This is a genomic window from Sphingomonas fucosidasi (assembly GCF_036663855.1).
In the GTDB taxonomy this organism is placed as follows: Bacteria; Pseudomonadota; Alphaproteobacteria; order Sphingomonadales; family Sphingomonadaceae; genus Sphingomonas; species Sphingomonas faeni_B.
Genome location: NZ_JAXOJR010000006.1, coordinates 42,717 through 68,600 on the forward strand (window position 1 = coordinate 42,717; position 25,884 = coordinate 68,600).

32 protein-coding genes and 1 tRNA gene are annotated in these 25,884 nt (G+C 65.7%); 19 read left to right on the forward strand and 14 right to left on the reverse strand.

Features of this window, described 5'->3' with window-relative positions:
* Window positions 1-7: 7 nt before the first annotated feature.
* Window positions 8-244, reverse strand: a complete 237-nt coding sequence (locus U1737_RS11775) for a DUF6489 family protein (protein WP_248524238.1) — start codon at window positions 242-244, stop codon at window positions 8-10.
* A gap of 14 nt (window positions 245-258) precedes the next feature.
* Here U1737_RS11775 and U1737_RS11780 point away from each other — a divergent pair, with 14 nt between their 5' ends.
* Both U1737_RS11780 and U1737_RS11785 read left to right on the forward strand, forming a co-directional pair.
* Window positions 259-771 carry a methylated-DNA--[protein]-cysteine S-methyltransferase gene (locus U1737_RS11780; RefSeq protein ID WP_332796918.1) on the forward strand — a complete coding sequence of 171 codons (513 nt, stop codon included), beginning with the start codon at window positions 259-261 and terminating at the stop codon, window positions 769-771.
* On the forward strand, window positions 768-1,469 hold the full coding sequence (locus U1737_RS11785; protein WP_332796919.1) for a dienelactone hydrolase family protein: 702 nt from the start codon (window positions 768-770) through the stop codon (window positions 1,467-1,469). The genes U1737_RS11780 and U1737_RS11785 overlap by 4 nt, the downstream gene beginning before the upstream one ends.
* Before the next feature lie 182 nt (window positions 1,470-1,651).
* On the opposite strand, the gene U1737_RS11790 is transcribed toward U1737_RS11785, so the two are convergent.
* The 4 genes from U1737_RS11790 to hemE form a co-directional block, all read right to left on the reverse strand.
* Window positions 1,652-2,371 (reverse strand): TerC family protein, encoded by a 720-nt coding sequence (locus U1737_RS11790; protein ID WP_248524382.1) that lies wholly within the window; start codon window positions 2,369-2,371, stop codon window positions 1,652-1,654.
* 230 nt (window positions 2,372-2,601) lie between these two features.
* Complete coding sequence (gene rho / locus U1737_RS11795; protein ID WP_031395107.1) at window positions 2,602-3,858, reverse strand: transcription termination factor Rho; 1,257 nt, start codon at window positions 3,856-3,858, stop codon at window positions 2,602-2,604.
* A 272-nt stretch (window positions 3,859-4,130) separates the two neighbouring features.
* Window positions 4,131-4,592 (reverse strand): HemJ family protein, encoded by a 462-nt coding sequence (locus tag U1737_RS11800; protein WP_332796920.1) that lies wholly within the window; start codon window positions 4,590-4,592, stop codon window positions 4,131-4,133.
* Window positions 4,589-5,638 (reverse strand): uroporphyrinogen decarboxylase, encoded by a 1,050-nt coding sequence (hemE, locus tag U1737_RS11805; protein ID WP_332797095.1) that lies wholly within the window; start codon window positions 5,636-5,638, stop codon window positions 4,589-4,591. Before hemE ends, U1737_RS11800 begins: the two co-directional genes overlap by 4 nt.
* 328 nt (window positions 5,639-5,966) lie before the next feature.
* Between hemE and U1737_RS11810 the strand changes: the two genes are divergently transcribed.
* From U1737_RS11810 to U1737_RS11860, 11 genes are all read left to right on the forward strand, one after another.
* Window positions 5,967-6,800, forward strand: coding sequence for a pyruvate, water dikinase regulatory protein (locus U1737_RS11810; RefSeq protein ID WP_248524226.1), 834 nt, complete (start codon window positions 5,967-5,969; stop codon window positions 6,798-6,800).
* Entirely contained in the window at window positions 6,797-7,387 is a 591-nt protein-coding gene (locus tag U1737_RS11815) for a Maf family protein (protein WP_332796921.1), read from the forward strand. Before U1737_RS11810 ends, U1737_RS11815 begins: the two co-directional genes overlap by 4 nt.
* A gap of 285 nt (window positions 7,388-7,672) precedes the next feature.
* Window positions 7,673-8,485: a shikimate dehydrogenase family protein gene (locus U1737_RS11820; protein WP_332796922.1), complete on the forward strand. Its 813-nt coding sequence runs from the start codon at window positions 7,673-7,675 to the stop codon at window positions 8,483-8,485.
* Window positions 8,482-9,057 carry a dephospho-CoA kinase gene (gene coaE, locus U1737_RS11825; protein ID WP_332796923.1) on the forward strand — a complete coding sequence of 192 codons (576 nt, stop codon included), beginning with the start codon at window positions 8,482-8,484 and terminating at the stop codon, window positions 9,055-9,057. Before U1737_RS11820 ends, coaE begins: the two co-directional genes overlap by 4 nt.
* A gap of 15 nt (window positions 9,058-9,072) precedes the next feature.
* Window positions 9,073-9,765: a DNA polymerase III subunit epsilon gene (dnaQ, locus tag U1737_RS11830; protein WP_332796924.1), complete on the forward strand. Its 693-nt coding sequence runs from the start codon at window positions 9,073-9,075 to the stop codon at window positions 9,763-9,765.
* Between the two features lie 61 nt (window positions 9,766-9,826).
* Window positions 9,827-10,438, forward strand: a complete 612-nt coding sequence (hpf, locus tag U1737_RS11835) for a ribosome hibernation-promoting factor, HPF/YfiA family (RefSeq protein ID WP_248524210.1) — start codon at window positions 9,827-9,829, stop codon at window positions 10,436-10,438.
* 102 nt (window positions 10,439-10,540) lie between these two features.
* Entirely contained in the window at window positions 10,541-11,008 is a 468-nt protein-coding gene (locus U1737_RS11840) for a PTS sugar transporter subunit IIA (protein WP_187502478.1), read from the forward strand.
* 125 nt (window positions 11,009-11,133) lie between these two features.
* On the forward strand, window positions 11,134-11,613 hold the full coding sequence (locus U1737_RS11845) for a PaaI family thioesterase (RefSeq protein ID WP_332796925.1): 480 nt from the start codon (window positions 11,134-11,136) through the stop codon (window positions 11,611-11,613).
* Window positions 11,610-11,936: a DUF1491 family protein gene (locus U1737_RS11850; RefSeq protein ID WP_332796926.1), complete on the forward strand. Its 327-nt coding sequence runs from the start codon at window positions 11,610-11,612 to the stop codon at window positions 11,934-11,936. Before U1737_RS11845 ends, U1737_RS11850 begins: the two co-directional genes overlap by 4 nt.
* Window positions 11,937-12,089: 153 nt before the next feature.
* A complete protein-coding gene (locus U1737_RS11855; RefSeq protein WP_332796927.1) occupies window positions 12,090-12,800 on the forward strand; it encodes a cell wall hydrolase in 711 nt (236 codons plus the stop codon).
* A gap of 167 nt (window positions 12,801-12,967) precedes the next feature.
* On the forward strand, window positions 12,968-13,477 hold the full coding sequence (locus tag U1737_RS11860) for an MmcB family DNA repair protein (protein WP_248524199.1): 510 nt from the start codon (window positions 12,968-12,970) through the stop codon (window positions 13,475-13,477).
* Window positions 13,478-13,652: 175 nt separating this feature from the next.
* Here U1737_RS11860 and U1737_RS11865 read toward each other — a convergent pair whose 3' ends face one another.
* Complete coding sequence (locus U1737_RS11865; RefSeq protein ID WP_248524195.1) at window positions 13,653-14,258, reverse strand: ankyrin repeat domain-containing protein; 606 nt, start codon at window positions 14,256-14,258, stop codon at window positions 13,653-13,655.
* A gap of 78 nt (window positions 14,259-14,336) precedes the next feature.
* Here U1737_RS11865 and U1737_RS11870 point away from each other — a divergent pair, with 78 nt between their 5' ends.
* From U1737_RS11870 to U1737_RS11880, 3 genes are read left to right on the forward strand one after another with little or no spacing between them, the layout of a single operon-like run.
* Window positions 14,337-14,930 (forward strand): SCO family protein, encoded by a 594-nt coding sequence (locus tag U1737_RS11870; protein WP_248524193.1) that lies wholly within the window; start codon window positions 14,337-14,339, stop codon window positions 14,928-14,930.
* A complete protein-coding gene (locus U1737_RS11875) occupies window positions 14,927-15,361 on the forward strand; it encodes a YcgN family cysteine cluster protein (RefSeq protein WP_432715098.1) in 435 nt (144 codons plus the stop codon). The genes U1737_RS11870 and U1737_RS11875 overlap by 4 nt, the downstream gene beginning before the upstream one ends.
* A 4-nt stretch (window positions 15,362-15,365) precedes the next feature.
* Entirely contained in the window at window positions 15,366-16,040 is a 675-nt protein-coding gene (locus U1737_RS11880) for a M48 family metallopeptidase (protein WP_248524190.1), read from the forward strand.
* On the opposite strand, the gene U1737_RS11885 is transcribed toward U1737_RS11880, so the two are convergent.
* From U1737_RS11885 to U1737_RS11910, 6 genes are all read right to left on the reverse strand, one after another.
* Window positions 16,016-18,220: a transglycosylase domain-containing protein gene (locus tag U1737_RS11885; protein ID WP_332796928.1), complete on the reverse strand. Its 2,205-nt coding sequence runs from the start codon at window positions 18,218-18,220 to the stop codon at window positions 16,016-16,018. The genes U1737_RS11880 and U1737_RS11885 overlap by 25 nt on opposite strands.
* Window positions 18,221-18,264: 44 nt before the next feature.
* Entirely contained in the window at window positions 18,265-18,675 is a 411-nt protein-coding gene (msrB, locus tag U1737_RS11890; protein WP_187502471.1) for a peptide-methionine (R)-S-oxide reductase MsrB, read from the reverse strand.
* A 54-nt stretch (window positions 18,676-18,729) separates the two neighbouring features.
* Window positions 18,730-19,818, reverse strand: a complete 1,089-nt coding sequence (locus U1737_RS11895) for an NAD(P)/FAD-dependent oxidoreductase (protein ID WP_332796929.1) — start codon at window positions 19,816-19,818, stop codon at window positions 18,730-18,732.
* The gene (locus tag U1737_RS11900) at window positions 19,797-20,477 is read right to left on the reverse strand and encodes a methyltransferase domain-containing protein (RefSeq protein WP_248524184.1); all 681 of its coding nucleotides are present in this window, start codon (window positions 20,475-20,477) and stop codon (window positions 19,797-19,799) included. The genes U1737_RS11895 and U1737_RS11900 overlap by 22 nt, the downstream gene beginning before the upstream one ends.
* The gene (locus tag U1737_RS11905) at window positions 20,474-21,541 is read right to left on the reverse strand and encodes a type III polyketide synthase (protein WP_248524182.1); all 1,068 of its coding nucleotides are present in this window, start codon (window positions 21,539-21,541) and stop codon (window positions 20,474-20,476) included. The genes U1737_RS11900 and U1737_RS11905 overlap by 4 nt, the downstream gene beginning before the upstream one ends.
* Window positions 21,542-21,803: 262 nt before the next feature.
* Window positions 21,804-21,959, reverse strand: coding sequence for a hypothetical protein (locus tag U1737_RS11910; RefSeq protein ID WP_248524180.1), 156 nt, complete (start codon window positions 21,957-21,959; stop codon window positions 21,804-21,806).
* Between the two features lie 409 nt (window positions 21,960-22,368).
* Here U1737_RS11910 and U1737_RS11915 point away from each other — a divergent pair, with 409 nt between their 5' ends.
* Together U1737_RS11915 and U1737_RS11920 are read left to right on the forward strand one after the other, a co-directional pair.
* Entirely contained in the window at window positions 22,369-22,830 is a 462-nt protein-coding gene (locus U1737_RS11915) for a winged helix DNA-binding protein (RefSeq protein WP_248524178.1), read from the forward strand.
* 383 nt (window positions 22,831-23,213) lie between these two features.
* Window positions 23,214-23,894 (forward strand): hypothetical protein, encoded by a 681-nt coding sequence (locus U1737_RS11920; protein ID WP_248524176.1) that lies wholly within the window; start codon window positions 23,214-23,216, stop codon window positions 23,892-23,894.
* Between the two features lie 160 nt (window positions 23,895-24,054).
* On the opposite strand, the gene U1737_RS11925 is transcribed toward U1737_RS11920, so the two are convergent.
* Entirely contained in the window at window positions 24,055-24,207 is a 153-nt protein-coding gene (locus tag U1737_RS11925) for a hypothetical protein (protein WP_332796930.1), read from the reverse strand.
* Window positions 24,208-24,297: 90 nt separating this feature from the next.
* Window positions 24,298-24,384: transfer RNA gene (locus U1737_RS11930), tRNA-Leu, on the reverse strand.
* Window positions 24,385-24,496: 112 nt separating this feature from the next.
* On the opposite strand from U1737_RS11930, the gene U1737_RS11935 reads away from it, so the two are divergent.
* A complete protein-coding gene (locus U1737_RS11935) occupies window positions 24,497-25,861 on the forward strand; it encodes an MATE family efflux transporter (RefSeq protein ID WP_332796931.1) in 1,365 nt (454 codons plus the stop codon).
* Window positions 25,862-25,884 lie beyond the last annotated feature (23 nt).

Sequence of the window (25,884 nt, forward strand, 5' to 3'; positions counted from 1 at the left end):
GTGGAACTCAGCCGCCCGTCTTCGTCGCGGTGTCGAACATGCGCTTCCACATCGCCATCCCCGCCTCGCCCATCGGTTGCCAGCCGCGCATCATCGATTCCAGCATCTCGGGCTTCATCTGGCCGTCCGGGATCGCGTCCATCATCATCGCGACATAGCGATCGTGGATCGGCGTCAGATCGGGCAGGCCGACCGCGCGCCGCGCCTCTTCGGGGGTGCATTCGATCTCGATGTTCATCTTCATGTACCGCGTCCCCGATGGCGCTTGAGCCGCCCGTCCGCGCGCTGCATAGCGTGGCAATGTATGCGCGCGATGCAGCCTCGATCGCAACGCCAATCGGACTGGTCCGCGTGACCGGTACCGCGGACCGGATCGACGCGATCGAGATCCTCGCAACGGGCGATGCGGTGACGAGCCATGCACCGGCGATCCGGGAAGCCGTCCAACAGATCGAAGCGTATTTCGCGGGGCGACTGACGGCGTTCGATTTGCCGCTAGCCCCCTCGCCTACCGGGCGCGGCGCGGTCCTGCGGCAGGGAATCGTCGACATCGCGTACGGCGAGACCGCGAGTTACGGCGCGCTCGCGAAAGCGATCGGGTCCAGCCCGCGCGCGATCGGCCAGGCATGCCGCAATCCATTTCCGATCGTCGTCCCCTGCCACCGGATCCTTGGAGCCGGCAGGGCGCTTGGTGCGTATTCCGCGGGCAACGGCCCCATCACCAAATCCAGGCTGCTCGATCACGAGCGGCCGCAAGGAGGATTGCTATGACGAACACGACCACCATCGCGACGCTCGACGGCTCCGGCGATTTCCATGCCTACCGCGCCGCCCCTGCCGGCACGCCCAAAGCTGCGATCATCGTGATCCAGGAGATCTTCGGCGTGAATGCCGGGATCCGTCGCAAGTGCGATACGCTCGCTGAAGCCGGGTATCTGGCGATCGCACCCGACCTGTTCTGGCGGCTTGAGCGCGGGATCGAGCTCGATCCGGACATCAAGCCCGAATTCGATCGGGCGCTCGAGCTGATGGGCAAGTTCGATCAAGACAAGGGTATTGCCGACATCGAGGCGACGATCCGCGCGGCGCGTGCGGAATTGGGTGACGGCGCGAAGGTCGGCGTGGTCGGCTACTGCCTAGGCGGGCGGCTCGCGTTCATGACCGCGGCACGGACCGACGTCGATGCGAGCGTCGGCTATTACGGCGTCGGGATCGACGGCCTGCTGGGTGAGAAGCACGCGATTGCGCACCCGGTCCTGCTACACGTGCCGGAGGAGGATCACTTCGTCGACAAGACTGCGCAGGCGGCGATGCATGCAGGGCTCGACGATCACTCGAAGGTGACGATCTACGATTATGCGGGCGAGGACCACGGGTTCGCGACCGAGTTCGGCGAGCGCCGCTCGGACGCGTCGGCCAAGCTGGCGGACGAGCGGACGGCCAAGTTCTTTGCGGAGAATCTGGGCTAACCGCTGCCTCCGTCACCCCGGACTTGTTCCGGGGTCCACGGTTCCGCGAACTCACGACTATCGATTTTGCGGAACGGTGGATGCCGGAACGAGTCCGGCATGACAGGGCGCTGACGACAGATACGAAAAAGGCCTCGCCGGATGATCCGGCGAGGCCTTTTCTTATCCCAACCGCAACGCGATCAGCGCAGCAGCGTGATGATCCCCAGCGTGTCGCCGGTACCGACCCAGCCTTCGTAGATCATCTTGATCGCGACCACGAGGATCACCACGAGACCGATATAGGCGATCCAGCGATACTTGTTGATGACGCGCGCGATGTAGTTCGCGGCGAGGCCCATCATCGCGACCGACAGCAGCAGGCCGATGACGAGGATGCCGGGATGCTCGCGCGCCGCGCCGGCAACCGCCAGGACATTGTCGAGGCTCATCGACACGTCGGCGACGGCAACCGCCCAGGCCGCGCTCGCAAAACCCTTCGAGGACCGGAGACCCGAGCGTTCGTCGCCCTCGATTTCCTCGGAGCCTGCATTCTGCGCGCCCTCGCGGATTTCGCGCCAGAACTTCCAGCAGACCCACAACAGCAACAGGCCGCCCGCGAAGATCAGCCCGACGATGCCCATCAGCCACGTCACGATCAGCGCGAAGAAGATGCGCAGCACAAGCGCCGCGCCGATGCCGATCAGGATGACCTTCTTACGCTGATCCGCCGGAAGTCCGGCAGCGAGTGCGCCGACAACGATCGCGTTGTCGCCCGCGAGGACGAGATCGATCATCAGGACCGAACCGAACGCGGCCAGCGCCTTCGGATCCCCGAGGTTGGAGAAATCGGCGACGATGTGCTGCCAGATCTCCAGCGGCGAGCCGGGTCCGGCGACTCCCGATGCGGCGGTGGCCAGCATGGCGATGATACTCAAGGTTTCGGCTCCCGGTGACGTGGGTCACCAGCGCGAGCGGTGGTGACGGTTATGGGGGTTTAATAGCAAAGCGGCACGCGAAAGCCATGCTCTCGCGTGCCGTGAATAGGTGGTCTTGGCCGGACATGGGCAAAGCCCCTGTCGTCGGTTGGAGCTACGCCCCGCCGGCCGAACCGGTGCGAGTCCTGCTGCAGCTTGCAGCAGGCCGCACTCGGTTACTGATTCATGGAATCGAAGAAATTCTCGTTGGTCTTCGAATCCTTCATCTTGTCGAGCAGGAACTCCATCGCGTCGATCGTGCCCATCTGCATCAGGATGCGGCGCAGGACCCACATCTTGCTGAGCTTGGCCTTGTCGACCAGCAGTTCTTCCTTGCGGGTACCCGACTTGCCGACGTCGAGCGCCGGGAAGATGCGCTTGTCCGCGACCTTGCGATCGAGCACGATTTCCGAGTTGCCGGTGCCCTTGAACTCCTCGAAGATCACCTCGTCCATGCGGCTGCCCGTGTCGATCAGCGCGGTGGCGATGATCGACAGCGAACCGCCCTCCTCGATGTTGCGTGCGGCACCGAAGAAGCGCTTCGGACGCTGCAGCGCGTTCGCGTCTACACCGCCCGTGAGGACCTTCCCCGACGACGGCACGACGGTGTTGTAGGCACGACCCAAACGCGTGATCGAGTCGAGCAGGATCACCACGTCCTTCTTGTGCTCGACCAGGCGCTTGGCCTTTTCAATCACCATTTCAGCGACTTGAACGTGGCGCTGCGCGGGTTCGTCGAAGGTCGAGCTGACCACCTCGCCCTTCACGCTGCGCTGCATGTCGGTGACTTCCTCGGGGCGCTCGTCGATCAGCAGGACGATCAGGAACACCTCGGGGTGGTTGTCGGTGATCGCCTTGGCCATGTTCTGCAACATGACGGTCTTGCCGACGCGCGGCGGGGCGACGATCAGCGTGCGCTGGCCCTTGCCCTGCGGCGAGACGATGTCGATGACACGTGCCGACTTGTCCTTGACGGTCGGATCGGCGGGATCGAGCGTCAGCTTGCTCTCGGGATAGAGCGGCGTGAGATTGTCGAAATTGACGCGGTGGCGGACGACGTCGGGGTCGTCGAAATTGACCGCGGTCAGCTTCACCAGCGAGAAATAGCGCTCGCCATCCTTCGGCCCGCGGATCTCGCCCTCGACCGTGTCACCGGTACGCAGGCCGAACTTCCGCACCTGGTTGGGCGAGATATAGATGTCGTCCGGACCCGCCAGATAGTTCGACTCCGGCGAGCGGAGGAAGCCGAAGCCGTCGGGCAGCACCTCGATCGTGCCGAGCCCCATGATCTGGTCGCCATTGTCCGCCTGCACCTTCAGGATCGCGAACAGCAGGTCCTGCTTGCGCAGCGTCGAGGCGCTCTCGACCCCCAGTTCCTCGGCCAGCTGGACCAGCTCGGCGGGTTTCTTCTTCTTCAGGTCTTTGAGATGCATGGGGATTTCCGGATAGCAATCAACGGGAGAACGCTCGGTCGGCGGTGCGCTTGGGAAGCGGAACTGGGCGAGACGAGTCTGCTGGAACCCACGACCGGGCAGAACGCCAGGAGGCCGTGTTGGGAGAAGGAGTTAGAATTGGGGGGCGGGTTAGTCAAGCGGGGACGGGCGGACCGCCCAGGCCGTCATCCTGGGCTCGACCCAGGATCCAGAGCCACAAGCGGTGTCGCCCGCTGCTCTGGATCCTGGATCAAGTCCAGGATGACGTGGGCTCAGAACGGCTTTACGATCGCGAGCACGACGATCAGCGTCACCGCCAACGCGGGTACCTCGTTCAGCATCCGCAACTGCTTGCCCGTCAGCGTCGGCTTCCCCGCGGCGAGCTTCTTCGCATAGCCGACCGTCCAGCCGTGATAGCCGGTCAGCAGGAACACTAGCAGCAGCTTCAGGTGCAGCCACCCCAGCCCCGGCGCGCCGTCCGCCAGCCCCAGGTTCAGCGCCAGCGCGATCCCCAGCACCCAGACGACGATCATTGCCGGCGTCAGGATGATATGGCGGATCTTGCCTTCGCGCTCGACCCAGTTCGCCGCCTCCGCCGCATTTCCGGCGGCCAGCGCCTCCTGATGATACACCAGATAGCGCGGCAGCATGAACAGCCCCGCAATCCAGAAGATCACGAAGATCAGATGCGCGGCCTTCACCCAGTCATAGGCTGCCCCGAGAAAACCACTCATGTCGTGCTCCTTACGCGGGCGATAAGCTGCTCGACATGCGCGATCGGCGTGTCGGGCAGGATGCCGTGGCCAAGATTGAAGACGTGCGGACGCTCGACGAACGCCGCAAGGATCCGATCGATCGCTCCATCGAGATCCGCGCCGCCCGCGATCAACGCGAGCGGATCGAGATTGCCCTGCACCGGCATATCCGCTGGCAGCGACGCGTGCGCCCAGGCCGGATCGACCGTCTCGTCCAGCCCGATTGCATCGACGCCGGTCTCCCGCGCATAGGCCGGCAGCTTGCCCCCTGCCCCCTTCGGGAAGCCTATGATCGGCACGCCGGGGCAGCGCGCGTGGAGCCGCTCGACGATCAACGCGGTCGGCGCGATCACCCAGCGTTCGAACTGTGCAGGCGAGAGCGAGCCGGACCAGCTGTCGAACAGCTGCACCACGTCGACGCCCGCCTCGATCTGACGCGCCAGATATTCGACCGTGTTGTCGGCGATCGCATCGATGATCGCACCGAAGGCCTCCGGGTCGCGATAGGCGAAGCGCCGGGTCTCCGACTGATCCTTGCTCCCCTTCCCCGCCACCATGTAGGTCGCGACCGTCCAGGGAGACCCCGCAAAGCCCAGGAACGTCGTTTCTGGAGGCAATGCCCCAGCAACCTTCGCAACGGTGCCGTAGACCGGCTCCAGCCGCCCCATGACCGGCTGCAGCCGATCGAGCGCATGATCGACTAGCGCCGGCTCGAGCCGTGGCCCCTCGCCGACCCCGAAGCTCAGATCCTGCCCGAGCGCCCATGGGATCATCAGGATGTCCGAGAACAGGATCGAGCCGTCGAACCCGAACCGGCGGATCGGCTGGAGCGTGACTTCGGCCGCCGCGTCCGGATCGGTGGCGAGCGCGAGGAACCCGCCCTTCTCCGCGCGGAGTTCACGATACTCGGGGAGATACCGCCCCGCCTGTCGCATGAGCCACAGCGGCGGGACCGCCTGGCCCTCACCGCGAAGGGTCGCCAGCAGCGGCTTTAAGGACGGCGAACGGGAGGTCGGATCGGTCAGCGGAGCACCCTTCTTCTACTATAAGAAGATTCTAGAAATAGGTTGTTGCAGTGGTTGGGCGGTTGAACCCGGGACTTATGCGGTGATCCCCGAATTGCCAACAGCTTGACCCTGTCGCACCGCAACAAACGCGCTGATTCGATTCAAGGCTCCCCATTACCCACAGCCTGTGGATAAAATCAGCGGCTGTGCGCGAGCGTGTGGATAGAATCGCTGTTATCCACGGCACACCCGTCGCTTGGCGAGGGGGACGAGTTACGCTAGCCGTTCTCCCCATGTTATCCACAACTTCACGCCCAGCCAGCCTTCCATTGGGGATAAATCGCCGATGATGCGGCTCCACCTTCATCTGCTGTCGGATTCGACCGGCGAGACGCTGGAGAACATCGCGAAGGCGGCGCTGGCGCAATATGACGACGTCGAGACGGTACGACATTTCTGGCCGATGGTCCGGACCGAGGCGCATCTCGAACGCATCCTCCAGGAGATCGCGCAGAACCCGGGGCTGGTGATTTTCACGCTGGTGAACCCGGCGACGCGGCGGATTCTCGAGCAGCGGTGCCTCGCGCTCGGGTTGCCCGCGGTGGCGCCGCTCGACCCGGTCAACGATGCGCTGTCCGGGTTGCTCGGCCAGCAGGCCAAGGCGCGACCGGGGCGCCAACACGTGCTCGACGCCGCCTATTTCGCGCGCGTCGATGCGATCCAGTGGACGATCGCGCACGACGACGGGATCGCGTGGGAGGAATGGGAGGAGGCCGATATCGTCCTCGCGGGCGTGTCGCGCTCCTCGAAGACGCCGACCTCGATCTATCTCGCCAACCGCGGATACAAGACGGCGAACATTCCGATCGTGGTCGAGAGCCCCCCGCCGAAGATTCTCTATGGCCTGAAGAATCCGCTGATCGTCGGGCTGACGACCAGTGCCGATCGGCTGATCCAGGTCCGCCGCAACCGGTTGCTGTCGCTCAACCAGCAGCCGGATACGTCCTATGTCGAGGAGGAGGCGGTGATGCGCGAGCTCGCGTTTGCGCGGCGGATGTTCGCCGACAATGGCTGGCCGGTGATCGACGTGACGCGGCGCTCGATCGAGGAGACGGCGGCGGCGATCATCGCGCTGTGCAACCAGCGGCGGAGCGACGACGTCGCGAAGGTCGAGGCATGAGCCTGATCCTTGCCTCGCAAAGCGCGTCACGTCGCGCGATGCTGACCGCTGCCGGCGTGCCATTCGAGGCGACATTCGCCGGGGTCGACGAGGATGCGGCGAAGGCGGCGTTACGCGACCTGTCGCCGCGCGATCTGGCTGACGCGCTGGCGGAGTTGAAGGCGTTGAAGGTGTCGGCGCTGATGCCGGGGTATCTCGTCCTCGGCAGCGACTCGCTGGTCGCGCTGGAGGACGGCACGATCCTCGACAAGCCGATCGACCGGGCGGCCGCGGCGGCGCATCTGCGGCTGATGTCGGGTAAGCGGCATGACCTGTGGAGTGCGGCGGTTATCGCCGAGAACGGCCACGCGATCTGGCGGCATGTCGAGCGGGCCAAGATGCATGTGCGACCGCTGTCGGAGGCGTTTATCGAAACGTATCTTGATGCGGAATGGCCGGCGATTGCCGGCTGCGTCGGATGTTACCGGATCGAAGGCCCGGGCGCACAGCTGTTCGCCAAGATCGAGGGCAGCCAGTTCACGGTGCTGGGGATGCCGCTGCTCAACGTGCTGGATTTCCTCCGCGTACGTGGCGAGCTGCCGGCGTAACCTCCCCCTTCCGTCATGCCGGGCTCGTTCCGGCATCCACGGCTCCACAAAATCGAGAGATGTGAGTTCGCGGCACGGTGGACCCCGAAACAAGTCCGGGGTGACAGAGTGGTTTGTAGCCCCACCCGCACCCCCGTCCGTCACCCCAGCGGACGCTGGGGTATCTCCCGAGGCAGACGACGCCCGCTAAACGCGGAAATCCCAGCTTTCGCTGGGATGACGGGGAGAGCGTGGTGTGCCTATTTATGCAAATACATCGCCTAACCGAGTTCACCGGAGCCTTTCATGACCCGCCCCTATGCCGAAGTGATCGGCGATCCGATCGCCCAGTCCAAGTCCCCGCTGATCCACGGCTTCTGGCTCGACGCGCTCGGGATCGATGCAGAATATCGCCAAAAGCACGTCACCGCGGACGCGCTCCCCGCATACTTCGCCGAGCGGAAAGCCGACCCGGCCTGGCACGGATGCAACATCACGATGCCGCACAAGCTCGCCGCGCTCGACCACGTTTCCGACCCCGGCAACGTCCGCGGGACGATCGGCGCGATCAACACCGTATTCCGCAACCAGGCGGGTGACTGCATCGGCACCAACACCGATGCCGCCGGATTCTGGGCGCCGATCGACGATCTCGACATCGCCGGCCAGCCCGTCACGGTGATCGGCGCCGGCGGCGCAGCCCGCGCGATCCTGTTCGCGCTGTCGCGGATGGGCGTCGGGCCGGTGACCATCCTCAACCGCAATCCACTCAAGGGTGCAGCGTTGCTTTCGGCGTTCGGACTCAAGGGTCAGGCATCGCCGATCGGCCCCGCCGCCCCGCCCTCGCGGCTGCTCGTCAACGCGAGCGTGCTCGGGATGGCGGGTCAGCCCCCGCTCGATATCGACCTCGGCGCGCTCGATCCGGACTCGCTGGTCTACGACATCGTCTATTCTCCGCTCGAAACCGGTCTCCTGAAAGCGGCAAGGGGTCGCGATCTCGAAACTGTCGACGGTCTTGAAATGCTGATCGGCCAAGCGGCCGTCGCATTCGAGATATTGTTCCACGTGGAACCACCACGCGATCGCGACGAGGAGCTCCGGGCATTGCTGGTCAAATGATCATCGGGCTGACCGGCTCGATCGGCATGGGCAAGTCGACCGTCGCTGGTATGTTCGCCGACGAAGGCGTGCCCGTATTCGACGCCGACGCGACCGTTCACCGGTTGCAGGGCGCCGGCGGTCGGCTGGTTCCCGCGATCGAAGCCGCCTTCCCCGGCACGACCGCGAACGGCGCAGTCGACCGTGCCAAACTCGGCGCAGCGGTGTTCGGCAACGACGCCGCGATCAAGCGACTCGAGGCGATCGTCCACCCTGCCGTCGGCGAAGAGCGCGCCGCCTTCCTCGCTGAGCATACCGGCAAGCGAGTCGTGTTCGACGTCCCTCTCCTGTTCGAGACCGGCGGCGACCAAAGGGTCGACTCGATTGTCGTCGTCTCCGCGGCGCCGGACGTGCAGCGCGCGCGCGTGCTCGCCCGCCCCGGCATGACCCCGGAGAAGTTCGCCGCGATCCTCGCGCGCCAGACCCCCGACGCCGAAAAACGCGCCCGCGCGCACCATGTCATCCGCACCGATACGAGCATCGACGAGACACGCGCGCAAGTCCGGGCAGTGCTTGCATCCTTGGAAATCTGAGCCGATACCATATCGATGCGCGAAATCGTCTTCGACACCGAAACCACCGGCCTCAGTTTTTCGGGCGGGGACCGCATGGTCGAGATCGGCTGCGTCGAGATGGTCAACCGGGTCGAGACCGGCCGCACGTTCCATGCGTATTATCATCCCGATCGCGACATGCCGGCCGAGGCGTTCAACGTCCACGGGCTGAGCGCACAGTTCCTGTCCGACAAGCCGAGATTCGCCGATGCGGTCGAGGATCTACTGGAGTTCGTCGGCGATGCACCGATGGTCGCGCACAATGCCGGCTTCGACTTTTCGTTCCTCAACGGCGAGCTGACCAAGTGCGGCCGTCAGATCGTCCACATGAAACGGATGATCGACACTCTGCAGATCGCGCGCAGCCGTCACCCCGGTGCCAAGCATTCGCTCGATGCGCTGTGTTCGCGCTTCGGGATCGATCGCAGCCACCGTGTGCTGCACGGTGCGCTGCTCGATGCCCAGCTGCTCGCGCAGGTTTATGTCGAGCTGATGGGCGGCCGCCAGATCGGCCTCGGGCTGCTCAGTGACACCGGCAGCAACGCGTCGACTCCGATCGTCGCACAGGCGCCTCGGGTCGTTCGCCCGCCACGCATTTTCGCAGTGAGCGAGGGAGACCTTGCGGCGCATGCGGCGTTTATGAAGGGGATCAAGGATCCGATTTGGGGGGCCGTGGCGTCCGGATGACGCTGGCAGGGTGGAGCCAACAGGACCACCCGAACTACGTAACGCCGACAAGGAGACGATAATGGATATCCGGATTTCTGGTCACCAGGTTGACACTGGCGAAGCACTGAACGGCCATGTGGAAGACCGACTCCAGGGTATCGCCGACAAGTATTTTTCCCGCGCCATCTCGGCCGAGGTCACGTTCGGCAAGGGGCCGCACGATGCCGGCTTCAAGTGCGATATCGTCGCGCACGTGATGAAGGGCCTGGTGCTCAAGGGACATTCGGACGCCTATGACGCGCGCGCGGCCTTCGATGGCGCGGCGGCCAAGATCGAAACCCAGCTCCGCCGCTACATGCGTCGCCTGAAGGACCGCCACGCTGGCGAAGCGGTCGCGATGGCTGAGAGCAACGGCTATGACAATGCCGGCTACACGTTGTTCCAGGAGAGCGTCGAGGAGGACGATGTCGCGGACGCACCGCTGATCATCGCCGAAACGCGCGTCGACATTCCCGAGGCCAGCGTGTCCGACGCAGTGATGATGCTCGATTTGCGCAACACCGCTGCATTGCTGTTCAAGAATGCGGGCACCGGCGCGCACAACATGGTCTACAAGCGCGGCGACGGCACGATCGGCTGGGTCGAGCCACAGCGGGCCGCTTCGACTGGCGCGGCCTCCCCTCCCCAGTAAAAGAAGGGTCCATAAGGGCGCGGGTCTGACGGCCGCGCCTTTACGCCCCCGCGCAACCCGCTAAGGCGGACGCGCGCGGGGGCGCTTGAGACATTGAACACCATGACCGATTTCAGCGATATGCTGCGTCCCGACGCAGTGCAGACGGGCGTGATCGCCACCAACAAGAAGGCGGTGTTCCAGCATATCGCGACGATTGCGGCCGAGATCGTCGATACGGATGCGAAGACGATCGCCGAGCGACTGACGGCACGCGAAAAGCTTGGTTCGACCGGGTTCGGCGGTGGCGTCGCGATCCCGCATGCGAAGCTCGAGGGGCTCGCGCAGGTCACCGGCGTGTTCGTGCGGTTGGCGCAGGCCGTAGATTTCCAGGCGGTCGACGATCTGCCCGTCGATCTTGTCTTCATGCTGTTGTCGCCGACCGATGCGGGGGCGGTGCATCTGAAGGCGCTCGCGCGCGTCTCGCGGCGGCTGCGCGACAAGGCGTTTCTGGAGAAACTGCGCGGCGCTGGCTCGCCCGATGCGCTCTACGCGCTGTTCACCGCCGACGAGGTGCGCGATGCCGCGTAACCCCTATCCTGCCTCCGTCATCCTGACGAAAGTCAGGACCCAGAGTAACGGAGTATGGCCCTTCGTGGCTCTGGGTCCTGACTTTCGTCAGGATGACGGCAGTTTGCTTGGCGGGCGATGCGCAAATGTCTGACGCCCCTAACCCGGCCCCCAACACCGCCGGCGCGGAGGCGCATTTTCGCGCGCTAGAGTCGCTCTACGCGCAGGCGCCGATCAATCGGTTCTTCGAATCGTCGCTGGAAATCCCGGAGGCTGGCGTCGCGCGGATCCATTTCACGATCGACGAGCGGCATTATCACGCGGGCGGCGCAGCGCACGGCACGAGCTATTTCAAGATGCTCGACGATGCCGCGTTCTATGCGTCGAACAGCCTCGTCACCGATCGCTTCCTGCTGACGACCGCGTTCAATCTGCTGCTCACCCGCCCACTCAAAGTCGGCCCGGTGATCGCCGAGGGTCGCTGGATCAGCGGCAAGCGGCGCGTGTTCGTCGCGGATGCGCGGCTGATCGATGCGGAGGGCGAAGAAGCCGCGCGGGGCACCGGCACGTTCATGCGCTCGCGGATCGCGCTGGCCGGGCTGCCTGGATACCGCGCGCCGGCATGAGCGATCGGCTGCCCAGTGGCGTGCTCGTCAGCGCCCTTCTCCGCCGGGTCAACGACGCGGGTGGCTTCGGCGCGGTGATGGCGAAAGGCGATGCACAGGGCGGCGCGATCCTCGTCATCGCGATCGACAAAGGGGCCCCTCCCCGGCTGCTGGAGCGTGGAATCGGGCCCGACGGACGGACCGCCTTGATCGACTCGACCCCTGCCGAAGACCTCGATGGCTATTGGCGGCGCAGGCGCGCGCGCGACCCGGATTTGTGGGTGGTCGAGGTGGACATCGCAGCGGCGGAACGGTTCGCCGCTGAAACGATCCTCGACGATTGACTCGAAAGCCCCCCCAATAGAGGGGGATTGCAACATTGATTGGCGTTGTGCTGGGACGGGTGCGATCCGGATCAGTTACGCAGTCGGGGGGATGCCTGGACGGTCGGCTCGTACGATCGACTCCACGGTCTCACCGCATCTGAATAAGCTTGAATGACCATTCTTCAGCGGGCTGCGACAATCGCGGCCATGACCTTCTCTCTCGCCGGCCTGCTCGGCAACAGCGCACCCGGCCATGCGACCGGTATCGATCGTACCACGGTCAGCCTGACCGCTCTCGCAAATCTAAACGCCCTCTCCCCGCAGAATGTTCCGCAGGTCGCTCCCGCCGCAACGCCCGTTGCCGCCGTCGAGAAGACCGCGATCGAGAAGACCGCGATCGAGAAGACCGCGATCGAGAAGACCGCGATCGAGAAGACTGCCGCCGAGCAGCTCGCTCCTGCAGAGGAAGAAGAATTCGACACGCTCGCCCAGGCCGTTGCCGCGCAGGATAGCGCCGCCGCCGACGACGCGCTCCAGTGCCTTGCCGGCGCGATCTATTTCGAGTCCAAGGGCGAGCCGCTGACCGGCCAGCTCGCGGTTGCCGAAGTCATCATCAATCGCGCCAAGTCGGGTCGTTTCCCCACCGACGTCTGCGCCGTCGTCAAGCAGCGTGGCCAGTTCAGCTTCGTCCGCGGTGGCCAGATCCCGACTATCACCAAGGGTGCCTCGTATCGCACCGCGGTTGCCGTCGCCAAGGTCGCTCTTGCGAGTGCCTGGAACAGCCCGGCCGACAAGGCGCTCTACTTCAACACCCCCGATCGCCGCCCTTCGGTTCGCGCGATCAAGGTCGCCTCGATCGGCAACCACGTCTTCTATCGCTGATCTTTTGTCGTCCCCGCGCAGGCGGGGATCCATATACGCCACTGGTGCGATCTTGCCGTGAGGCTAGCCAATATGGGTTCCCGCCTTCGCGGGAATGACGAGACCAGAACACTACCACAATCCGTGAATGAGCTTGCCTCGTTCGCGGATTGTTCTATTTCCGGGGCATGCTCGATATGCCGCCGGACTCCTGCATCGACAAACCCGGATCCCCCCAGGATTCGTCCCTCTGCGCCGCCGACGTGGCGCGCGGGGTCATCCGCATGTTGCTGCGGCACGATCTCACCGCGATGACCGAAGTGCCGCTCGACGGTGGCCGCCGGGCCGACCTGATGGCGGTCGATGCGCGCGGTCAGATCGTCATCGTCGAGATCAAGGTATCGCGCGCCGACCTGCTCGGCGACGGCAAGTGGCCGGATTATCTAGGGCATTGCGACCGGTATTTCTGGGCGGTGCCCGCGGGGTTCGACGTCGGGCCGTTGCACGGGCCTGCGTTCCTGCCCGAGCGGACAGGGATCATCGTCGCGGATCGCTACGACGCGGCGATCGTGCGGGAGGCGCATACCACCCCCCTGCCCGCGCATGCCCGCAAACGCTGCACGCTGGCGTTCGCCAGGCGAGCCGCGCGCCGGTTGATCGCGCAGATGGACCCGGATGCGGACGGGTTGGCGTTTTAGGATCTAGGGCCTCCCCTCCCCTCCCTGGAAGGGAGGGGTCGGGGGTGGGTCGGTTTCTGTACCGTGCAACGGTTGCGTCACGAGCCGGCCGACCCACCCCCAGCCCCTCCCTTCCAGGGAGGGGAGCGCGTCGTGATTTTGGCGACCTCGGCGACTTTACCGCCGCCGCTCAAACTCAGAACTTCGGCCCCGATACCGCTTTCCGCACCTTCTTCGGCGCATCCGCCAGCAGCTTCGACACGACCGGGTTACGCCCATCCTGCTTGGCGTAGTCGCGTGCCGACATGCCGGCGATGATATCCGCCTGATCGGGATCGGCGTTCTCGTTCAGCAGCACGCGGATCATCCCCACGTCGCGGCGCTGCACCGCGCGGATCAACGGCGTCTCGCCGGCCGAGTTGCCGAGGTTCGGGTTCGCCCCCGCTGCGGTCAGGATCGGGATCATGCCCGTCTGCCCCAGCGTCACCGCGAGCAGCAGCGGCGTGTTGCCCTTGCCGTCGCGCAGATTGGCGTCGGCGCCCTTTTGCAGCAGGAAGCGCAGATAGACCTCGTCGCCGCGCTTGATGACGATGTGGAGCGCCCCCTCCCCGTTCGTCACGTCGCGCGTGTTGATGATGTTGCTGCCCGGGCGGCCGAGCATCTCGAGCACCTCGTTGTTCTTGGCATCGCGCACCGCGGACAGGAACTTGTACCCCTCCGACTGGCCCTGCGCGAAGGCGGGCGCCGCCATGCCGAGCGCGGGCGTCAGAAGGGCAGTGGCGAGCATCAGGCGAATACGCATCGAGAGACTTCCTTGGTTCGTCCTGGATATTGGCGACGCTTGCGCCGCAGTAGCGAACAGATCAAGGCTGGCGGCATCATGACCCTTCGTTTCATCCTTTGTGCGCTCGCCCTGCCCGCCCTGGCGTTGGCGGCCTGCAACTCGTCCCAGCCCGCCGCCAAACCGCCGCTCGAAGGCGCCCGGATCGGCGGTCCCTTCGCGTTGACTGACCAGAACAGACAGGCCGTCACCGAGCGCAACTTCGCGGGCAAATACCGGATCATGTATTTCGGCTACACCTTCTGTCCCGATGTGTGTCCGACGGATGTCCAGGCGATCGGCGCCGCGGTGAAAAAGCTCGAGGCGAGCGACCCCGCGATCGCCGCGAAGATCGTGCCGGTGTTCGTGACCGTCGATCCGGCGCGCGATACGCCCGCGGTACTCAAGCAGTTCGTCTCCGCCTTCCACCCGCGCATGGTCGGCCTGACCGGCAGTCCGCAAGCGATCGACCGGATCAAGACCGAATATGCGGTGTATTCGAGCAAGGGCGAGCCCTCCCCCGGGGGCGGCTACCTCGTAAACCACAGCCGGCAGGCCTATCTGATGGACCCGGACGGCAAGCCGATCGCTTTGCTGCCGCAGGAACAAGGGCCCGACGCGGTGGCGACAGAGATCAAGCGCTGGGTATCGTGAGCACGCGCTTCTGGGAAGATACGCCGATCGAGCAACTCGATCGCGGCCAATGGGAAGCCTTGTGCGACGGCTGTGGCAAATGCTGCATCCACAAGCTCGAGGACGAGGAGACCGGCGAACTCGTCGCCACCAACGTATCGTGCCGCCTGCTCGACCGGCGCAGCGGGCAATGCTCCGATTACCGCCACCGCCACGCGTACGTGCCCGAATGCGTGCGGCTGACGACCGGCAACGTCCACGGGATCGACTGGCTGCCCTCGACCTGCGCCTACCGCCTGCGCGCGGCCGGCGAGCAGCTGCCCGAGTGGCATTACCTCGTCTGTGGCGACCGCGAGGCCGTCCACCGCGCCAAGCAATCGGTGCGCGGCTGGACGGTCAGCGAGGACGAGGCGGGCGAGCTGGAATATCACGTGATCGACCGCGAACTGTAAGCCGGTGATAGAAGGCCTGGAGATCGTCCGTCACCCTCGCGCCCGTCGTGCGCGGTTGTCGATCGATCCTGCGAGCGGCCGCGCGCGGCTCGTCCTCCCCAAGCGGGCGGCGCTGAAGCAGGCGCTGGTCTGGGCCGAGGACAAGGCCGGCTGGATCGCCGAACAGCGCGCATTGCTCCCCCAGCCCCGTCCCTTCGTGCCCGGCGCGGTCCTTACCGTCGCCGACGAACCGCTGACGATCGAGTGGACGCCGGGCAGCCGTCGCACCGTCGTTCGCGAAGGTTCGGTCCTGTCGCTGTCGGGGCCGCCCGAAACGATCGCGCGTCGCGTCGAGGCGTGGTTGAAACGCACCGCGCTCGCCGTGCTCGAAACCGAAACCGCGGAATATGCCGCCAAGGCGAAGGTCAGCGTCGCGCAGGTCGCGGTCGGGGACGCCAAGGGCCGCTGGGGCAGTTGCGCGTCGAGCGGCGTGATCCGCTACAGCTGGCGGCTGATCCTCGCGCCGAGCTGGGTCCGTCGCGCCACCGTCGCGCATGAAGTCGCGCACCGCGTTCACATGAACCACGCACCGGTCTTCCACGCGCTGGTCGAGCAACTCTACGGCGAGGACCCTACGCCCGCGCGCACCTGGTTACGCACGCATGGCGCCGAACTTCACTGGTTCGGGCGGTCGTCCTGATACCGACGATCCTGATTGCGGTCGTCCTGGTAGCGGCCATCCTGATATCTATCGCGCGGCACGTCGCGGGTTAGCGGCTGGCGTCCTGCCGGTTGCTCCTGACGCGGCTGGTTGCGGCCGGTGACACGGTCGATCCAGTCCTGATTCATCTGCTGCGGTGGCGCCGGTGGCGCGGCCGGCGTCTCGGGCTGATCCGCATCGGGCCGTGGGATCGTGTCGCCGGTCTGCGCGTCGGTCGGCACCGGCGGCTCGCCCGGATCGATCGGATTGCCGTCCGCATCGACCGCCATCTGCCCATTGTCGGGCTGGCCGAAATAGCTCTCCTCGTCGGGTTCGAGCTGCCACTCGGGCAGGGTCACCTTCGTATCGAACTGCTCGATCGGACGGTTGGCGGTCGCGGGCTTCATGAACGCCGCCCAGGCACGCGCCGGTGCCTGGCCGCCATGCAGCCCGGCGATCGGCTTGGCGTCGTCACGCCCCATCCACACGCCGGTCGTGATGCCGCTGGAGAAGCCCAGGAACCAGCCATCCTTCGACGAGCTGGTCGTCCCCGTCTTGCCGGCGACCGGGCGGCCGATCTGCGCCGCGCGGCCGGTGCCGGTGTTGACCGCGGTCTGGAGCAGGTCGGTCATCTCGGCGGCGACATAGGGCGCGACGAGCACATGGCTGCGATCGACCTCATGCGTGTAGATCGTCTGGCCGTTCGCGGTGACGCGCGTGATCCCATACGGCGTTACCGCGACGCCCTTGCTGGCGACCGACGCGAACGCGCGCGTCATGTCGATCACGCGGACTTCTGACGTGCCGAGCACCATCGACGGATGCACGTTGACCGGCGTCGTGATGCCGAACCGGCGCGCCATGTCGGCGACCGTGTTGAAGCCGACTTCCTGGCCCAGCTTGGCGGCGATGGTGTTGAGCGAATAGGCGAAGGCGGTGCGCAGCGACACCGCGCCGGAGTTGCGCCGGGAATCGTTGCGCGGGCTCCAGCCCTGGATCGTGACGGGTTCGTCGACGACCGAATCCTCCGGCTTGTGGCCCGCCTCCAGCGCGGCGAGGTACACGAACAGCTTGAACGCAGAGCCCGGCTGGCGGACCGCCTGCGTCGCGCGGTTGTAGATCGACGAGACGTAATCCTTGCCGCCGACCATCGCGCGCACTTCGCCGCCACGATCGAGCGCGACCAGAGCGCCCTGCGCGCCGGCCGGCGCATTGGCGCGGATCGCCGCATCGGCTTGCCGCTGCATGTTGAGATCGAGCGTCGTCCAGACTTCCAGGGGCTCGGTGGTCTCGTCGATCAGCGTGTCGAGCTGCGGCAGCGCCCAGTCGGTGAAATAACGGACGCTGTTCTGCTTGGGCTCGGGCGCCAGTTTCAGGCCGGATACGTCCGCATCGGCAGCCTCGGACGCGGTGATCGCGCCGGTTTCCTGCATCGTTTCCAGCACGACGCCGGCGCGGCCCATCGCGGCCTCGGCATCGGCGGTCGGCGAATAGTTCGATGGCGCCTTGACCAGGCCGGCGATGACCGCGGCCTCAGCCAGGCTCAAATGATCCGCGCCGTGGCCAAAGAACTTCCGGCTCGCCGCGTCGATCCCGTACGCGCCGCCGCCGTAATAGACCTTGTTCAGATAGAGTTCGAGGATCTGGTCCTTGCTGAACTTCCATTCGAGCGCGAATGCGAGGATCGCCTCGCGGAATTTCCGGCCGAACTTCTTCTGGTTGTTGAGGAAGACGGTCCGCGCGAGTTGCTGCGTGATCGTCGAGCCGCCCTGCGTCCAGTGACCGCGGTCGTACCGCACCTTCACCGAGCGTGCGACGCCGACCGGATCGACGCCGATATGCGAGCGAAAGCGGCGATCCTCGACCGACACGGTCGCGTCGCGCATGACCTTGGGGATTTGTCCGTAGGGCAGCCATTCGCCGAAGCTCGGGCCCATCGACACGATCACGGTGCCGTCGGCGGCATGGACGCGGATCATCTGGCCGTTGGGCGATGATTTCAGGCTGTCGAAGCTGGGGAGCTGCGACATCGCGACGTATACCGCGATCGCCAGCGCTCCGAGCGCGAGGATGCCGATTCCGACGCAGAGCTGCAGGAACACGACCAGCCGTCGCCGCCAGCGTGACGCCGGGGGAGTTGGGGACCGACGGGACGGGGAAGCAGAACGCGTACGAGCCATGTGGCCGCAGAATTACGCGCGATGTCCCCGCCCTACAAGCAGCATCAAGCCGCAGCGTTCGCTTTGCGCGGTCGGAATTCGAGCGACAGCGAATTCATGCAATAGCGCTGGCCGGTCGGCGGCGGGCCGTCCGGGAAGACATGGCCCATATGGCTGTCGCAGCGTGCGCACCGCGTCTCGATGCGGGTCATGCCATGGCTGCGATCGGCGTGATCGGTGACGGCGTCGGGACCGATCGGCCGGGTGAAGCTGGGCCAGCCCGACCCGGAATCATATTTGTCGGCGCTGTCGAACAGTTCGTTGCTGCACGCGGCACAACGATAGATGCCGTCGGCCTTGTTGTCGTTGAGCGCGCCCGCGAACGCACGCTCGGTCCCCGCCTCGCGCAGCACATGATATTGCTCGGGGGTGAGTCGCTTGCGCCACTCGGCTTCGGAAAGATTGAGTTGATCCATGGGTTTGAATCTCGTGCTGGCGGGACGGATTTCAATATGGCGTAGGGACAGGCTCTAGGTCTGGCCTATTCTCGTCGCGTTGGCGATCACCTGGATCAGGGCGGGGCGCATCAGCGGGAGCAACCAGGCTGCCCGCGTACCTTCGGCGACCTGGCGGACGATGCTGGCGATGCCGATCGGCCGGGCGAGGCGGCGGGCGAAATCCTCCTGCCACCGCGCTGCCGAAGCGGGACCTCCGCGGACATAAGCGTCGGCGGCTGCGACTCCGCTGGCCAGCGCGATGCCCATGCCTTCGCCGGCGAGCGAGGGGATGACGCCGGCCTGGTCGCCGAGCCGGAATGTCGCGTCGACGCCTGCGCGCTGCCGCCAGCCATAGGGCACGTTGGCGATCGCATCGATCGGTGCGCGTCCGTCGATCAGGGCGACCCATTCGCCGAGCGCTGGCATCTCGCGACCCAGTGCCTCGAGTAACTGCGCGGGGGATCCGGCGGCCTGAAGCCGCGATCGATGCACGGCCATGCACAGGTTCGCGGTACCGTCCTCCTGCATCGCGAGGCCCGCATAGCCGCGGTCGAACAGATGCAGCTCGATCCCCCCGTCGAGCGCCGCGCGGAGCGCCGGGGAGGGGGCGATACGAACGCGTAACCCCAGCGTCGGGTCGGCACCGCGCGCGTCTTCCGGCCGTGCCATCCCGCGAACGTCGTGCTTGCCGCTGGCGAGGAACAGCGCGTCGGGAGCGAACGTCGCGCCGTCCGCGGTGCGGACCGTCATGCCGTCGATCTCGCGCACGGTGACACCGCGCTCGACCGGCGTGCCGAGCCGAGCGGCTTCCGCCAGCATGACCGTGTCCAGCCGGTGGCGCGTGACCGACACCGCGGGACGGGGGAGGGCGGCATCCGCGCGTCGCGTGCCGGCGTAGATGCGGGCGCGCGTCACGCGCTCTGGGTTGAGCGTGTCGGGATCGATGCCGAGGTCGGCGAGCGTCTCGAGTGTCCGCCAGCTGAGGAACCCGCCGCAGATCGCATCGCCGGTTTCGCGCGATCGTTCGACGAGCAGATGCGGCAGACCGGCGCGCGCGAGGCCGATCGCGGTCGCGGCCCCAGCGAGCCCGCCGCCGACGATCAGCGCAGGCGTTCGACGCATAACCGGAACGGGAAGACGCGGCGGACCTTCGCCTGGGTGATGCCAGCCTCGGCGAGCAAGGGCGGCCATTCGTTGGGGCGATAGCTGCGCGCGATCGACAGCGTGCCGTCGTGTCGGACGATCGGGTGCCAGCGCGCCAGGGTCGCGAGCACGGGGAAGCCCCAATGCGCGAACCCGTGACGATGGAGGTCGTTGACGAACCACCCGGCGCTTGCGTGCGCCTCCATGAAACGCAGGAACGCCACGAGCTGGTCATGGGTCATGTGATGCGCGACGAGACTGCTGACGATCGCGTCCCAGGGCTCCTGGGCAAGATCGGCATAATCGCCGGTGACGTAACGGATGTCGCCGCCATGCGCCCGCGCCGCCTGTTCGCTGCGCGGGTTGAGATCGACGCCGACCAGCTCCGCCTCGATGCCGTTTGCCTCGGCCCAGCGCGCGATCCGCCGCAGCATGTCGCCGTCGCCAAAGCCTACGTCGAGCAGCCGGAAGCGTGTCCGCCCGGCAGTCGCGCGCGCCAGAAAATCGAGCGTCGGGCGGCGCGCCATCGTCACCGTGTTGACGGTGGCGAGATCGCCGACCACGTCCGCATAGGTCGCCGCATCGAGGTCGTCGGCGTCCATCAGCTCCTCGGCCTCGCTGCGGATGGCTAGGCTCATGGCGCGCTTCGGAACCCGAAGCCCTCCGCCGCCAGCCCCGGCCCGAACGCGAGCGCGACGCCGTGCGCGATCGGCGGCCCGGCGAGCAGGCGCTCGAACACGAACATCAACGTCGCCGACGACATGTTGCCGTTGTCCGCCAGCACCTGCCGCGACGCTGCCAGCGCCGCCGGTTTCAGCTGCATCGCATGCTCGACCGCGTCGAGGATCGATCGGCCGCCGGCATGCACCGCCCAGCCGTCGATCGTCTCCGGCGGCTGGCCATCGCTAACGATCGCGCGAAACTCGGTATCCGCCAATGCCGTGGCGATCCGCGCGGGCACTTCGCCGGACAGGTGCATCGCAAAGCCCGCATCGGTGACGTCCCAGCGGATCAGCGCCTCGGTTTCGGGTAGCGCCGCCGCGAATGGCGTACCGAGTTCGAGCCCGGTCGCCTCGGCCGTGACCAGCGCGGCGGCGGCGCCGTCGCCGAACTGGAGCATCGCCAGCAACGGCTCGATCTCGTTGGCGGGCTGGAGATGCAGCGTCGAGAGCTCGACCGTGACGACCAGGACGCGCGCCTTGGGCTCGGATCGGACGATGTGGCGCGCGCTGCGCAGCGCGACGACCGCGGCGTAACACCCCATGAAGCCGATCAGCAGTCGCTCGACGCTGGACGACAGGCCGAGCCGTCGCGCGATGATCTGGTCGATACCCGGCGCGACGAACCCGGTGCAGCTCGCCACCACCAGATGCGTGATCCCCTCGACCGCGACCTTCGCGCGCAACGCGGTGATCGCGCGGATCGCCAAGTCGGGCGCGTGTTCGGCATAAAGCGTCATCCGCGCCGCGGTGCCGGGATGCGGCTCGGCGGCGTAGAAGCCGGCATCGTCGACCGGCGAGCCCCCGTCCGCGGTCGGCGGCAACACCGACCAGCGATGCGCGATGCCCGACCGCGACGCCATCCGATCGAATACTTTGGTCGATCGTGCATCGGTCCGTGCGCGCGCCCAGGCGATGAACGCGGTGTGGATGTCATGATCGGGAACGGCCGTCCCGACCGCATTCAGATACGCAACGGGCATATACGCGGTGGGCAAATATGCAGCGGGACCTACGGGCAGAGTAGCAGGCATGGAAGCGGGCACGACGTCCTTTCGTACGCGTGCGATGACACGCGACTCGATCACGTAACGCACGGTCAACGAATATAGACGTCGCGGCGATCAACAATCCGCATGCTGCCCCGAAATAAGGTCCGGCGACAGGATAAAATACAGGTTCATGGTCTGCCATCGGCATGACCTCCCCGGTGCTGTCGCTACGAGGCGCTATCTAGGATAGCCGTCAGCCCACGCTTTCGAGATGGTCGTGTCCGACCCCATATTTTTCCTCGACCAGCGCCATCGCGAAACCGACATAGGCGGCGATCGCATGATCCTCCGACATCTCCAGTGCAGCGCATGCCTCTTGCAGCAGCGCGTATATCCGTGTCGCGGCCATCATTAGGTCCTTTCGCAAGCTGACGCCTCCAGAGCGGAAATTTTGCACTGCATACGGCGACAGGTAAAAAGGTATACCACAGTATTGATGGTCTGGAAGCGGACATGTTGCGTCAAATTAAGACAAACTAAACCACAATGGTTTGCGCGTTTGCAGTCATCAAAACCGGAATGGTGTGGATTTTCCCGGTCGCGATGGTCCAATTGCTCCATTGTGACGAGTTATTACAAAAATAGACCATTTTTGCATGGAAACTGCCGCCAATCCTGTCATGTTCAGTGAAGTGTTTTCGCGTGGGGTCTGGTCTTGGGCGCACCCTAGAGCCGATCGGTATCGATGTGCGCCCCGTTCGGTGGCTCGGATCCAAGGATCGGATTTTTGCGTCGGAAACGGACAAAGGGAGTGTTTGGTGAAGAACGAGTCGGTAGTCGATTTGATCAAGGACCTGACCGCCAAGCTTTCGGCGGTTGCGGAGGAATTCAATGGACGCGTCGCCCACGCTGCCGATCCCGTGGTGGCTGGTGCCGAACCGAGCGAAGCCGAACTCGTAGCACAGGCCGAGGAGATACTCGCAGAACGGCGGATGCGGCGCCGCTTCCTCCCCGCGGAACTGTTTCACGAACCAGCCTGGGACATGCTGCTCGCGCTGTTCGCGTCACGCGACGAACGTCTGCCGATGAACATCAAAGCGCTGGTCAGCATGTCCGACGCGCCGGTCACGACGTCGCAGCGCTGGATCGAGCATCTGTACAAACTCAAGCTCATCGATCGCGTGATCGACCCGACCGATCGACGACGCGTAGAAATCTCGCTGAGTCATAGCGGCGATCAGGCCATGCGCAGCTATCTTCGTGCGCTTCGGCGACACTGACACGCGACATTCGGCATCGTAAGATACCAAGCATTTCGGTCCGATCGGCGACGATATAACCGATCTATTGCGGGCTAGTGCGTAATTGGCAGAAAAGCAGACCGATACGAGTTTGTAGCATTTGATTAAGACGAAATACCCGATCTGATCCTCAACGAAATTTGGGGGGCAAATTGCAATCGAATGTCGCCTTGGGATGGAGCATGCCGAGCGCTGGCGGCGTTCGCTACGATCCATGCGGACAACAGAGTCCCGCCGCTGGTGCCGCGCCAGTCGATCACAGCCCTCGCCATTTTGGCCGAGACGGCGGACCAGCCCACCGTCAATGCGGCTCTTCAGGTAACGGCTCGTGCGCTGGTCGGATCGGGCACCACCGGCACCGGATGTGTCGCAGTCTGCGACGGTGGCGGCGACGCGATCGTCGGCCCGATTGGTGCCATCGCCAGCGGTGTCGTTCCCTTTATCATTACGGCGAAAAGCTCGACCTGCTGGCCTATGCCCGCCAGCAGGATACCGCGTTCGGCGTGGGCCAGCAGAACCCGGCCGAAGCGCGGACGCGCAATTTCGGGCTCGACGCCCGTGTCCGGCTGACCGTTCGGCTGAGCCTGACGGCCGTGGCGTCGCACCAGCAGCCGTTCGAAGACGCGGGTACGCGGACCGCGGCCGACCGCGATTTTCAGGACGACCGCGACACGCGGCAGGGGCCGGACGTGGCGATGCGGCCGAAGGTCGACCGGACCAGCCTAGCCTGGTGCGGGGTAGCGCTACGCACGCGCGTCTCGGTGAGCAGCGATAACCACAGGGAGAGAGATATGCCGATGCCGAACGAGCCCATCCCCATGCCGCTGCCGCGCGACTTCACCGATCACGGTCCGTGCGTCGAGGATCTCGCGCGGGCATTCGCAGCGCAGGACCCGGCGGCCAGCGAGGCCCTGATCGAGACGCTGGCGACACAGGCGATCCGGCAATGGCGGCTGGACGACGCGACGTTCTGGCAGCGGGTGAAGTTTCAGGCGCGAATACTCCGGGCAAGGCAGGGGGCGGGGAGCTCGCAAGAGCATTGATCATGAAATCCTCCCCCGCCAGGGGGAGGTGGCTGCCACTTGCCAGACGGAGGGGGAGGACACGGAGCAGGGTTTTTCCTGCCTCCCCCTCCGTCGCCTTCGGCGCCACCTCCCCTTTACGGGGGAGGATTTCAGATCGCCGCTTAGTTCTCGTCGCCGCCTATTTCTCGTCGGTGGTCAGCTTCACCTTGTTCGGCAGCTTCTTGCCCTTGGTCCGGCGCGAGGGCAGCTGGACCGGGTTCTTCTTCTTCCACTGCGCAAACGTCATCGAACCTTCGGGCGTTTCGATGATCGTGTCGTCGATCGAACTCATGCAATTCCTCCACGCGGCCAACGCACAAGCGTGGCAAGAGTAGCCACCGAATGGGGGCCCTCGATGGGGTGATTCACTCTATCGGGAAAATGGTGCGGCCAAGAAGACTCGAACTTCCACGGGCTTTCGCCCACAACGACCTCAACGTTGCGCGTCTACCAGTTCCGCCATGGCCGCCCATGAAACATCACCGGGCGGACCCGGCATCTGGTAGGCGAGCGCCACTAGCAAGGGTTTGAACGCTACGCAACGGCCTTTGCGAAAAAGCGTTCGTCCGGTACCGGAAACGATGCCCCGCTTCCTTTTTTCGACCGACACCCGAGCCGAAACGCGGCGTATCCTCGCGTTGGCGTGGCCGGTGATGCTGACGAGCCTCAACTGGACGATTTTGCACGTTACCGACGTCATCGTCGTCGGGCTGGTCGGCGCGCACGAGGTGGCAGCGCTCGGGGCGAGCCGCTCGCTGACGTTCATCGCGATCGTCACCGGGCTGGCATGGCTGTCGGGCGTGCTCGTTCATACCGCGCGTGCCGATGGGGCAGGGGATCTGCCGCGCACCGGGCAGGTGCTGCGCGAAGGTCTTGTGCTCGGGCTGTTGCTCGGGTTTGTCGTCGGCGGCGTCATGTTCGTGTTCGCGGACACGATGCTCGCCGGGATAGGCGTCGCGCCTGCGCTGGTCGAGCCGGCCGGGCGGGTCGTGCGCGTCATGGCCTTCACCTATCCACCGCAACTGATGATCGTCGCCGCCAGCTTCTTCCTGGAGGGCGTCAGCCGACCGCGGCGCGTCGCGGTGGTCAACCTGTCGATCCTGCCGCTCAACGCGGTGCTGGCCTGGGCGATGTCGGGCGGGCATCTCGGCTTGCCGGCGATGGGGGCGGTCGGAGCGGCGACGGCCACGGCGATCGCGTCGGGTCTCGGCGCGGTCGGCATGATCGCCGCCGCGCTGACCTTGCCGCGGGCGAAGGAGCGCGGCGTTCGACGAATCGATGCGGCCGCATGGCGCGGGGTGCCGGCCGGGATCGCCGCGCTCGCGGTATTCGGGATCGTTCCCGCGGTTGCGTCCGGGCTGGAACTGGCCGGCTTCTCGATCCTGATCGCGCTGTCGACGCAGTTCGGCGACGATGTCGCGCATGCGTTCCAGATCGTGTTCTCGGTCCACAACGTTACGTTCGCGCTGGCGCTCGGGCTTGGCTCGGCCTGTGGCGTTCGCGTCGGCAATGCAGTCGGCGAAGGGGAGCCGAAGGCCGGTATCTCGCGCGCGCTGATCGCCACCGGGCTGTCGATGCTCGCGCTGGGTGCGTGCGGGATCGTGCTCATCGTCGCGCGCGGGCCGATCGTCGCGGCGTTTCCGTCGGATGCCGCCACTCACGCCGTTGCGCGGGCGATGCTGCCGGTGTGGGCGCCGTTCATCCTGTTCGACGGCGCGCAGGTGGTGTTGGTCTACGCGCTGCGCTCGCTCGGCGATCAGGTGGTCGCGGGGGTGAACAGCATCGTCGCGTATTTCGTCGTCACCGGCGGAGCGGGCTGGTGGATGGTGCATGCGGGGGTTGGACCGATGGCACTGGTCTACGCGTCTGGGCTCGGGATGCTGACCGCGGCGGTGCTGCACGGCGGCCGGTTCTGGATCGTGAGCCGGCGGTTGCGGCGCGCTTAGTTTATCCTCCCCCGCAAGGGGGA